Origin of the sequence: Nocardioides sp. JQ2195, assembly GCF_012272695.1 — a bacterium.
GTDB lineage: Bacteria > Actinomycetota > Actinomycetes > Propionibacteriales > Nocardioidaceae > Nocardioides.
This window is the reverse complement of the sequence record NZ_CP050902.1, coordinates 487141-498130: the sequence shown is the minus strand read 5'-3', so window position 1 is coordinate 498130 and position 10990 is coordinate 487141. Positions and strand designations below refer to the sequence as shown.

At 70.7% G+C, this 10990-nt stretch carries 10 protein-coding genes; 6 read left to right on the top strand and 4 right to left on the bottom strand.

All coding sequences use genetic code 11. The annotated features are described in order from the left end of the window. Positions 1–3: 3 nt before the first annotated feature. Together ncot_RS02330 and ncot_RS02325 are read right to left on the bottom strand one after the other, a co-directional pair. Positions 4–783: a CoA-transferase gene (locus ncot_RS02330; RefSeq protein ID WP_168616160.1), complete on the bottom strand. Its 780-nt coding sequence runs from the start codon at positions 781–783 to the stop codon at positions 4–6. Then, positions 780–1724, bottom strand: coding sequence for a CoA transferase subunit A (locus ncot_RS02325; RefSeq protein ID WP_168616159.1), 945 nt, complete (start codon positions 1722–1724; stop codon positions 780–782). Before ncot_RS02325 ends, ncot_RS02330 begins: the two co-directional genes overlap by 4 nt. Positions 1725–1889: 165 nt before the next feature. On the opposite strand from ncot_RS02325, the gene ncot_RS02320 reads away from it, so the two are divergent. After that, on the top strand, positions 1890–2831 hold the full coding sequence (locus ncot_RS02320; protein ID WP_206065086.1) for an acyl-CoA thioesterase domain-containing protein: 942 nt from the start codon (positions 1890–1892) through the stop codon (positions 2829–2831). Positions 2832–3636: 805 nt separating this feature from the next. On the opposite strand, the gene ncot_RS02315 is transcribed toward ncot_RS02320, so the two are convergent. Next, positions 3637–4545: a LysR substrate-binding domain-containing protein gene (locus tag ncot_RS02315; protein ID WP_168616158.1), complete on the bottom strand. Its 909-nt coding sequence runs from the start codon at positions 4543–4545 to the stop codon at positions 3637–3639. Between the two features lie 83 nt (positions 4546–4628). On the opposite strand from ncot_RS02315, the gene ncot_RS02310 reads away from it, so the two are divergent. The 4 genes from ncot_RS02310 to ncot_RS02295 are packed head-to-tail and all read left to right on the top strand — an operon-like array spanning position 4629 to position 8865. Next, entirely contained in the window at positions 4629–5843 is a 1215-nt protein-coding gene (locus tag ncot_RS02310) for a CaiB/BaiF CoA-transferase family protein (RefSeq protein WP_168616157.1), read from the top strand. Between the two features lie 42 nt (positions 5844–5885). Continuing rightward, positions 5886–7034, top strand: coding sequence for an acyl-CoA dehydrogenase family protein (locus ncot_RS02305; protein ID WP_168616156.1), 1149 nt, complete (start codon positions 5886–5888; stop codon positions 7032–7034). After that, complete coding sequence (locus tag ncot_RS02300; protein ID WP_168616155.1) at positions 7031–7849, top strand: enoyl-CoA hydratase/isomerase family protein; 819 nt, start codon at positions 7031–7033, stop codon at positions 7847–7849. The genes ncot_RS02305 and ncot_RS02300 overlap by 4 nt, the downstream gene beginning before the upstream one ends. Further along, positions 7846–8865: a nitronate monooxygenase gene (locus ncot_RS02295; protein WP_168616154.1), complete on the top strand. Its 1020-nt coding sequence runs from the start codon at positions 7846–7848 to the stop codon at positions 8863–8865. Before ncot_RS02300 ends, ncot_RS02295 begins: the two co-directional genes overlap by 4 nt. Positions 8866–9008: 143 nt before the next feature. Here ncot_RS02295 and ncot_RS02290 read toward each other — a convergent pair whose 3' ends face one another. Next, positions 9009–9857, bottom strand: coding sequence for a TetR family transcriptional regulator (locus tag ncot_RS02290; RefSeq protein WP_168616153.1), 849 nt, complete (start codon positions 9855–9857; stop codon positions 9009–9011). A 96-nt stretch (positions 9858–9953) separates the two neighbouring features. Between ncot_RS02290 and ncot_RS02285 the strand changes: the two genes are divergently transcribed. Further along, positions 9954–10976, top strand: a complete 1023-nt coding sequence (locus tag ncot_RS02285) for a phosphotransferase family protein (protein WP_240938027.1) — start codon at positions 9954–9956, stop codon at positions 10974–10976. The last annotated feature ends 14 nt before the right edge of the window (positions 10977–10990 follow it).

Below are 10990 nucleotides of genomic sequence, written 5' to 3'. Positions count from 1 at the left end.
TGGTCATCTCAGGTAGAGCCGCACCGTGTCGATCTCGTCGCGCAGGAGCCGCACGTCCTCGACGGTCGGCGGCTCGGTGGTGCGTACGTCGTCCGCGACCGCGATGTCCCACCCGGTGGCGGCGCGGACCTCGTCCACGCTCACGCCGGGGTGCACCTCGCTGACCTCCAGCTCACCGAACTTCTCGGGTCGGCGCAGCACGGCCAGCGGGGTGATCACGGTCGAGACGCCGTGTCCGGGCGGCTCCATGCGCGGGTCCTCCTCCCGGGCCCGGACCGGGCTCGGTGAGGTGCAGAAGTCGAGCTCGGTCGGGAGTGCGCCCGGGTCGTGACGTCGGAGCACCACGATGCACTCGCCCGCGTTGGGCACGATCTCGGCAGCACCACCGGCTCCGGGGAGGCGGACGGTGGGCTTGGCCCAGTCGCCGATCAGGGTCGTGTTGAGGCTGCCCCATCGGTCCACCTGGGCCGCACCGAGGAAACCGACGTCGACGTGTCCGCCCTGCAGCACGTAGCCGAAGAGCGCGTGCATGCTCAGCACCGCTTCAGCACCGGTGACCAGCACCGAGTCGGCGATGCCCTCGGCCAGGCCGTCGGGGTGGGCGCCGCAGATGCCGGACTCGTAGACCAGCTCCACGCCTGGGTTCACCGTGCGCATGGCCAGGTCGACGGCCAGGGTCGGCAGCCCGACTCCGGCGAAGACCCGGCGCTTGCCGGCCAGCTGTCGGGCCGCCACGGTGGCCAGGAACTCGGTGCTGCTGGGAGCGACGTCGGCGTGGGTCATGCGTTTGCCTCCTCGGCCGTCCGCGATCCGGCCAGCCCAGCACCGGTGCTGGGCCCGGCACCGAGCGCCGACCAGCGCTCGTGGCCGAGCTTGTCGAGGTAGGCAGCGCGGTCCGGCAGGCCGTGCACCCACGCGTCCAGCCAGGCCAGCACAGCTTCGCGGTCCTTGCTGATCGGCTCCCACTCCCGGTAGAAGTCGTTGTCGCGCACATAGTGGTCGTGGGTGTAGGACGGGTGTGCTCCGCCGGGGATCTCGACCACGGCGTCGACCGCGTGGGCCGGCAGCAGGGTCCGGTTCGGGTCGGCGCGGACCACCTCTTCGTCGACGACCTCCTCGACGGTGGCGATCACTCGCCTGCCGGCGTACGCCGCTTCCTGCTGCGCGCCGGTGATCCCCCACATCTGCACGTTGCCGAGACGGTCGGCGCGCTGGGCGTGCACGATCGTCACGTCCGGCTTGAGCGGCGGGACGACGTAGATGTCGGGTCCACCGAAGGGGTCGGTCACCGTGCGGATGTTGGGGTTCAGCTTCGGCAGGTCGCTCCCGGCGTAGGAGCGCAGCGGGAAGAACGGCAGGTTGGCGGCGCCGGCCTCGTAGCGGCAGAGCATGCCGTAGTGGCTGTACTCCTCGATCTCCAGCGGCTCGGGGTCGGCGCGCTCGACGCGACGGCGGACCTCGTGCAGGGAGCCGGCGGAGCCGCTGGCGAAGAAGGACGCGACCAGCTTGCTGACACAGCCGGCGCCGATGAGCTGGTCATACATGATGTCCGGGGTCATCCGACACACGGTCAGGTCCCGACGTCCTTGCCGGATGATCTCGTGCGCCGCGGCGAAGGGGATCAGGTGCCCGAACCCCTCGAGCGCCACCGTCATGCCGTCCTCGACGTAGGTCGCGATCGCCGTCCGGAGGTCCGTCACCTTGGTGGCCTGGGTGGCGGTCATGGTGGGCTCCTCGGGGGCTCGACGGAAGGGTGTCGAGTCCCTACGATGCTCCTGTTCCGGGCCGGAACTCCAATACTTCTTGGGTGGGCAATTGATACCCAACGGGTCATGAGAAACCGCAAACACATATCGCCAGCGGTTCCAAAGTTCGTCATCATGGTGGGTGTGGACACTGCGCTCACCAACCCCTCTCCCACCAACCCCTCGCCCACTGCCTCCTCCGTCACCGCTGATGCCGTCACGCTGGCGGACCTGCTGGAGGTGCTCGACCTCGAGCGCCTCGATGCCGTGGCCGACGCCGATGGCGGCCCGCGGCGCTGGCGCGGCCAGCCCCAGGCCCACCCCGACGACCGCACCTTCGGCGGACTGCTGCTGGCCCAGGGACTGGTCGCGGCCGGCCGTACGGCGGCGACGGACCAGCGCATCGTCAGCCTGCAGGCGGACTTCATCGGCGCCGTGCCCGCGGACCGGCCGATGCACTGGCGGGTGGACCTGCTCTCCGACGCGCGCTCGCTCAGCACGCGGCGCAGCACCCTGCTCGCCGATGACGGCAGCGAGCTCTTCACCGCGACGACGCGGTGGGCGACGACGCGCGAGGACCTGCCGTCCTGGTCATCGGCAGCCCCCGCATCCGTGCCCGGTCCCGAGACGCTGCAGGACCTGGCCGACCGTCACCGCGACGATCCGCGCATCCCCGCCTGGTGGCGGATCGAGAGGCCGGTGCACTTCCGTCACGTCGAGCCGCCGCCCTACCTCACCCCGTCCTCGGTGACCGACCGCCAGACCGTGCACGTCCGCGCCACCTCGGACCTGCCTCTCGACCCGGTGATCCGCGCGGCCGTGGCGGCCTACGTCACCGACATGAGCCTGCTGGAGCCGGCCTACCGTGCCCTCGGCGCCGTCCGCCACAAGCCCGGCTCACGGATCCTGAGCCTGACCCACGGCATCACCTTCCACCGCGAGCCCGACCTCTCGACGTGGCACCAGTTCGACACTTATGTCGGAATAATCGCCCACGGCCGCGCCCACGGCGACGGCGAGCTGTTCGACAGCGAAGGCCGGCACGTGCTCAGCACCACGCAGCTCGGGTTGGTCAAGACGGTCTGAGCGCGGCGACCTCGCGACTCCTTGTGCCTCTCGGCCGCGGCCGCGGCAGTCCACGGATCCGGCGCGAGTCCTCCGAGCACTACCCGCGGTGGACCAATTGGTCCACCGCGGCCAGTCCTCCAGCACCCTTCGCCCGACAGTGGTTCTGGGGCCTGTCGGTGCGCGCTCCTACGGTGACGCGATGACGAGCACTTCGACGTCCACCACCATCCCGAGCCCGGCCGCAACTGCCGTCGGCGCTCCAGTCGGTTCCGCCCCCGGGGCCCCGGGAACCATGCTCAGTGGCCGGCGAGCGGCCGCGGTGCTCGCGGAGATGGGAGTCTCCCGCGCATCCGCTCGCCGCGCGCTCCTGGCGGGCGTGGCCGGCCCAGGACTGCGGCTTCGGGGCAGCGTGGTCTACGACGCGGCCCGGGTTCGGTCCCTCGTGTGCCCCCCGCTGCACCCCGGGGAGCTGATGGATGCGGTCCAGGCGCCGTGCTTCATCGGCAGGATCGGCGAAGGGGTCCTGCCGGTCGACGAGGTCCGGGGTGTCGGCCAGTCCTTGGGCGATCGCGAGGTCGGATGCGGTCAGGCGGCGCGAGAGGCCGTGGGGTCCGGCTGGCGCATGTCGACGATGACCCGGCTGCTCCTCTCGACACGGGCCGGGCGTGGTGTGCGCATGTCGTTCATCGGATTGGTAGGCGGGTTCATCGTGGCCGGCGGGGAGATCACGGAAGTCCGTGTGGGCCATCCGCGCGACGGCGCGAAGGAGACGGCGGATCGTGGACGACGCTCGCGCCGACGCACTTCCGGCGGAGGCGGCCGCTCAGTCCGACTCCTTCCCAGGTGCGGGCAGTGCTTCCGCGGAGGATCGCAGCACCGCCTGGAGCGCGGGATTCCGGTCGCCCTCGCGCCAGACCAGGTACTGGAACGACGCTTCCTTGCCCTCCTTGAGGGGGATCACCACGATGCCGTTCTGCACGACGTTGGCGACCGCGGTGTCCAGGGTCAGGGTCAGGCCGACCCCGGCGGCGACCAGCGCCATCACGGTCCACGAGTCGGGGGCCGTCTGCACCACGGAGGGCTGGAAGCCGGCTGCCTTGGCCAGCTCGAACATGGCGTCGCGCACGCTCGAGCCGGGATCGGCGGGCAGGGCGACGAATTCCTCGTCACGCAGGTCGGCCATCGTCAGGCGCTTGCGCGAGGCGAGGCGATGGCTGGCCGGGACGACGATCACATACTTCTCCGCGGCGATCGGCCGATACTCCACGCCCTCGGGCTCGATCCGCCAGCGGGCGATCACCAGGTCGAGCTCCCCGTCCACCAGCGACCGGAGCGCCTCGTAGTTGTAGGTCGTGCTGCGCAGCGACAGCTCGATGCCGGGGTGGTGCTCGCGCACGGCCCGACCCAGCTGCCCGACCAGGACGTGTGACGACGGGCCGGCGAAGCCGAGTCGCACCCGGCCGGTCTCGCCACGACCGGCGGAGCGCACGGCACGACGGGCCACCCGCACTCCTTCGAGCACGTCGTTGGCCGGGCCCACCAGCGCCTGTCCGGCGGTGGTCAGCCGGACGCTGCGGGTGGTGCGCTCGAAGAGCGGTGCGCCGAGCTCACGCTCGAGCTGCTTGATCATCCGGCTCAGCGGCGGCTGGGCCATGTGCAGTCGTTCGGAAGCGCGGCCGAAGTGCAGCTCGTCGGCGACGGCCAGGAAGGCCTCGAGGTGGTGTAGTTCCATCTCGTCACTATTGCGCCAGCATCAACAATTGTCCACCCATTGGGTATTGGACGCGCAATAGAATCCTGGACGATGCTGGGGCCATGACAACCCCCCTGCTCCCGCTGGACGGCATCACCGTGGTGGCCCTCGAACAGGCCGTCGCGGCGCCCCTCGCCACCCGCCACCTGGCCGACCTCGGCGCCCGCGTGATCAAGCTGGAGCGTGTGGGCGAGGGCGACTTCGCCCGCAACTACGACACCGCGGTGATGGGCCTGGCCTCGCACTTCGTGTGGCTCAACCGCGGCAAGGAGTCCGTCGCCCTCGACCTCAAGGACCCCGACGGGCTCGCCCTGGCCCGCGAGCTGATCGCCGGCGCCGACGTGTTCGTGCAGAACAACGCCCCCGGTGCCGTGGCCCGCCTCGGCCTCGACCCCGAGGAGCTCGTCAAGGAGCACCCGCGCCTGGTCGCCGCGTCGATCTCCGGCTACGGCACCGACGGTCCGCTGCGCGACCGCAAGGCCTACGACATGCTGATCCAGGCCGAGTCCGGCCTGGTCTCCGTCACCGGCACCCCCGACACCGCGACCAAGACCGGTGTCCCCAGCGCCGACATCGCGGCCGGCCTCTACACCGCCCAGGCCGTGCTCGCCGCACTCTTCCGTCGCGAGCGCACCGGCGAGGGTGGCGTCGTGGACATCTCGATGTTCGACTCGACCGTCGAGTGGCTGGGCCACCCCCTCTACATGCACCTCTACGGTGGCATCCAGATCCCCCGGATGGGCCTGAGCCACGCCTCCATCGCGCCGTACGACTCCTACCCCACCTCGGACGGCCAGATCCTGATCGGCGTGCAGAACGACCGCGGCTGGCGGGCCTTGGTCACCCACGTGCTCGACCTGCCCGACCTCGCCGACCATCCCGACTTCTCGACGAACCCGCAGCGGGTCGCCAACCGTGCCGAGGTGGACCGCATCGTCGCCGAGGCCACGAGCGGTCTCTCCACCGCCGAGCTCGACGAGCGCCTGGCCGAGGCCGGCGTCGCCGCCGCCCAGGTCAACGACATGGCCGGTCTCGCCAAGCACCCGCAGCTCTCCGAACGCGACCGCTGGCGCTCGGTCGACACCCCCGCCGGCCCGGTGGACGCGGTGCTGCCGCCGACCACGTTCCGTGACGTCGAGCTGCCGATGGGTGCGGTTCCGGCCCTGGGCGAGCACACTGGCGCCATCCTCACCGAGCTCGGTCGCGACGCCGTCGACATCGCCAAGCTCGCCGCTTCCGGCGTCGTCGGTGGCGCCGGCCTCGCCGACGACGCCTGAGCAACCACGACCTTCACCCCACCTGATCACGAGGAGTCCCCCATGGAGAACGACGAATTCCAGTTCGTCCTCGACGCCGTCCGCACCTTCGTCCGCAAGGACGTCGTCGCCGCGGAGGAAGAGATCGAGGAGACCGACCGGATCCCCGACCGGATCCGCGACAAGGCCAAGTCGATGGGGCTCTTCGGCTACATGATCCCCACCGAGTACGGCGGACTCGGCCTCAGCGAGTACGACGACGTACGCCTGGCCATGGAGTTCGGCTGGACCACCCCGTCGTTCCGCTCCATGTTCGGCACCAACAACGGCATCGCCGGCCAGGTGCTGGTCAACGCCGGCACCGAGGCCCAGAAGCAGCGCTGGCTGCCCGGGCTGGCCAGCGGCGAGCTGGTGGCGTCGTTCGCCCTCACCGAGCCGGAGGCCGGCTCGGACCCCAGCGGGCTGCGCACCAAGGCCACCCGTGAGGGCGACGAATACGTGCTGTCGGGCCAGAAGCGCTTCATCACCAACGCCATGTACGCCGACCTGCTGATGGTCTTCGCGCGCACCGGTGACGTGAGCGACGGCGCCAAGGGCATCTCCGTCTTCGTCGTTCCCACCGACACCCCCGGCGTCACGGTCGGCCCCAAGGACGCCAAGATGGGCCAGCGTGGCGCAGCCACCTCCGAGGTCTTCTTCGACAACGCCCGGGTGCCCGTCGGCAACCTGGTCGGCGAGGTCGAGGGCGAGGGCTTCGGCACCGCCATGCGCTCGCTGGTCAAGGGCCGGATCCACATCGCCGCGATGTCGGTCGGCATGGCCAAGCGCCTGATCCACGAGAGCCTCGCGCACGCCACCACCAACACCCAGGGTGGCACCAAGCTGGCCGACTTCCAGCTGGTGCAGGCGATGCTCGCCGACAGCGAGGCCGAGGCCTTCGCGGGAGAGACGATGGTGCTCGAGGCGGCCCGCCGCTACGACGACGAGTCCGACCGCCGCATCGCCCCCTCGAGCGCGAAGCTCTTCTGCACCGAGATGGTGGACCGGGTCGCCGACCGCGCGGTCCAGATCCACGGTGGGATGGGCTACATGAGCGAGGTCCCGGTCTCGCGGTTCTACCGCGACGCGCGACTCTTCCGCCTCTACGAAGGCACCAGCGAGATCCAGAAGCTGATCATCGCCAAGCAGATGATCCGGAACTTCAAGGCGTGACCGCGGTGGCGAACGACACGACGTACGACGGGCTGTTGGTCGAGGACCGCGGCCTCGTCCGGGTGCTGACCCTGAACCATCCGGAGCGTCGCAACGCCCTCGACCTCGAGGACCGGATCCGGCTCCGCGAGGCGCTCGTCGACGCCGACCGTGAGGCCCGCGCGATCGTGCTCACCGGGGCCGCCCCGATGTTCAGCGCCGGTGGCGACATCAGCTCGATGACCACCGACCCGGTCATCGCCCAGCAGCGGCTCGACGCCGTCGCCGGGATCGCCCAGCAGATGGCCATCTCGGCGACGCCGATCGTGGCAGCTGTCGAGGGTGGCGCCTTCGGGCTCGGGCTGGCCCTGGTCTGCTCGTCCGACCTGGTGGTCGCCTCGTCGACGTCGCGCTTCGCCGCGTCCTTCGTGAAGGTCGGCCTCGCCCCGGACACCGGCCTCTCGTGGTCGCTCCCCCAGCGTGTGGGCCGCGCGTTGGCCCGACGGATGGTGCTGACCGCCCACCCGGTCGACGCGGCCGAGGCCCTCGAAGCCGGCCTGGTCGACGAGGTGGTCGACGAGGGGTCCGCCCTCGATCGTGCCGTGGAGCTGGCGAACGCCCTCGCCGCGTCCTCGGCGCCGGCCATCGCCGCCGTACGCCGCATCTTCGGCCAGCCCAACCAGAGCCTCAGCGGCATCCTGGCCGCCGAGGCCGAGGCACAGATGGAGCTCTTCCAGACCCCGGAGTTCGCGGAGGGCCAAGCAGCGTTCCTCGAGCGGCGGCCGGCGGACTTCGTCGGCGCCGCCAAGAGCACTGCCGGTGGCGGCCGGCGATGACCGGCACCACGGCCCCCACGACGAGTGAGCAGAGGAGCGTGCCCCGGCTGCGCACCCGGTTCACCGAGGAGTTCGGCGTCGAGCACCCGATCGTGCAGGGCGGCATGCAGTGGGTGGGCCGCGCCGAGCTGGTGGCCGCGGTCGCCGAGTCCGGCGCGCTCGGCTTCCTCACCGCGCTTACCCAGCCGACGCCGGAGGACCTGGTCAAGGAGATCCTGCGCACCCGCGATCTCACCGACCGCCCGTTCGGCGTGAACCTGACCATCCTGCCGTCGATCACGCCCCCGCCGTACGCCGAGTATCGCCGAGCGATCATCGAGTCCGGCGTACGCATCGTGGAGACCGCGGGCAGCATGCCGGCCGAGCACCTCGAGGTCTTCAAGCCCGCCGGGGTGAAGGTGATCCACAAGTGCACGAGCGTGCGGCATGCCGTCAAGGCCCAGTCCCTCGGCGTCGACGCAGTGAGCATCGACGGGTTCGAGTGCGCCGGACACCCCGGCGAGGACGACATCCCCGGCCTCGTGCTGATCCCCGCGGCAGCACGCGCCCTGACCATCCCGATGCTCGCCTCCGGCGGCTTCGCCGATGCCCGCGGCCTGGTCGCGGCGCTCGCGCTGGGTGCCGACGGCATCAACATGGGCACCCGTTTCCTGTGCACCGAGGAGGCTCCGGTCCACCGTCGGATCAAGGAGCAGGTCGTCGCGCACAGTGAACGCGACACCGAGCTGATCTTCCGTCCGCTGCGCAACACAGCCCGCGTGGCGAGCAACGTGGTCAGTCGCGAGGTGGTCCGTCGACTCGACGAGGGCGCCGACTTCGCCGACGTGCGCGAGCTGGTGGCGGGCGTCCGCGGACGTGGCGTCTACGAGAGCGGGGACCCCGACGCGGGCATCTGGAGCGTCGGCATGGTCCAGGGCCTGATCGACGACATCCCCTCGGTCGATGTCTTGGTCCACCGCATCGTGACCGAGGCCGCCGAGCTGATCAGCAACCGCTTGGCCGGCGTCGTCCACTGACCGGCTCTGGTCGCTGATCTGTCACGCCGGGTCTCGACACGGTCGCTGCGCGACCTGCTCGACCCACGACACCACACGGGGCACTTCGCGCGCGCCAGGTCTGATGGACCGATTGGTGCCCCGCACCCAGTGCGGTGCGTTCCTCACCCGCGTCCACCGCCGAGCATGTCGACGGCATACCCGGCGTACATCTTCGCGACGCGCTCAGCCGTCAGGGGCCCCTCGACGTCGAACCAGGACGGCAGCGACGTGCACATGGTGGCGATGGCCCGGCAGACAGTGCGGACCTGGGAGCCCGGAAAGGCGAGAGCGGCCTGTTCGTCAAGGAGGTGTTGCACCTCGCGGCGCAGCCCGGTGACGCGTTCGAGGTCGTCACCGGAGAGGCCGCGCATCTCACTGGCGCCCAGGAAGGCGAGGTCGCCGCGCACGGCGTGGAACAGCGCCAACGACTCGACCATCGACGCGAAGGACTCCGCCGGGCCCGAGCCTTCGTCGCGCGCGGCGAGCAGGCGCCAACGGATCTCGGACATCGTCACGTCGAGCAGGGCGATGAGGATCTGCTCCTTGGCCGGGTAGTGGTGATAGATGCCGGCCACGCTCACCCCCGCCTCGGCCGCGATCTCGCGCATGCTGGTGGCGTGGAAGCCCCTTCGGACGAAGAGTCGCGTGGCCGCATCCAGGACCGGCCCCAGGACGAGCTCGTCGTAGCGCCGCCACTCCCGGGTCTCGACCGCCGGCCGCGACCCGCCCGCGGAACGCGCGGGCACCGTCCGTTCCCCGCGCGCGAGGCGGGCCACGGGCACGTCGACCAGCTCGGCGATCCGCTGCAGGCGGGGCACCGTGAGCGGAGTGCGGTCGTTCTCGATCGCGCTCATCGTGGCCGGGCTCAGCTCCAGCAGGCCGGCCAGCGATCGCAGTGAGATCCCCTGGGCCAGGCGCGCGCTGCGCACGGCCGACCCGACGGAGCCATCCTCAGCCGCATGTTCAGTCATGCTGAACACTCTAGCCCAAATCTGACCCGCACTTCCCCTTTGCTGAACAAAGCCGTACGATCATTCGGTCTTGTTCATCATGTGGAGGGAGCACCCGTGTCGCGCAGCGTTGACGACCTGGTCCGACTGGACCGACTGGGGCCTGCCCTGGCCCACGCCACCGGCGACGACGCGTGGCTGCAGGCCACCGCGGAGCTGATCAGTGGCGGCAAGTCCAACCTCACCTTCACCCTCACCAGCGCTGCGGGTGAATTCATCCTGCGCCGCCCACCCACCGGCGACCTGCTGCCCAGTGCCCACGACATGGGGCGCGAGGCGCGGGTCCAGTCCGCCCTCGCCGGCACCGACGTCCCGGTCGCGCGGATCGTCCTGCACGACGAGGGCGAGCTGATCGGCATCGGTTGCTATGTGATGGAGAAGGTCCCGGGCCATGTCATCCGCGGCGTGCTCCCCGCCGGCTTTGCCGCCACCCACCCCGAACGCGAGCAGATGGCCTTCGCGTTCGTGGACACCCTCGCCGCCTTGCACGCCGTCGACCACGAGGCAGTGGGGCTCGGTGACTACGGCCGACCGGCGGGCTTCATGGAGCGCCAGGTCCGCCGCTGGGCCGGACAGTGGGAGGCCACCCGCACCCACGACGTACCCGAGATCGACGAGCTCGGCCGACGCCTCGCCAAGCAGGTCCCCGACCAGCTGCGCAGCACCATCGTGCACGGCGACTTCCGTCTCGACAACGTCGTCCACGACGCCGCCGACCCCTCCCGGATCAACGCCGTGCTCGACTGGGAGCTGTCCACCCTCGGCGACCCGCTCACCGACCTCGGCCTGCTGATGCTCTTCTGGCGCAGCTCCACCGAGCCCGAGCTGAGCCTGATCCCCGGCATCACCCACCTGCCCGGCTTCCCCGACCGCGACGCCCTGCTCGAGCGGTACGCCGCCAGCTCCGGCGCCGACCTCTCCGACATGGGCTACTACCAGGCCTTCGCCCACTTCAAGTTCGCCGTCATCGCCCAGGGCGTGGCCGCCCGATCCGCCGCCGGCGACATGGGCGGACAGGACTTCGGCAACCTCGACGACCAGATCCTCGGCCTGGCCCAGGCCGGCCTCCACCACATCTGACCCCACCCCCCCCC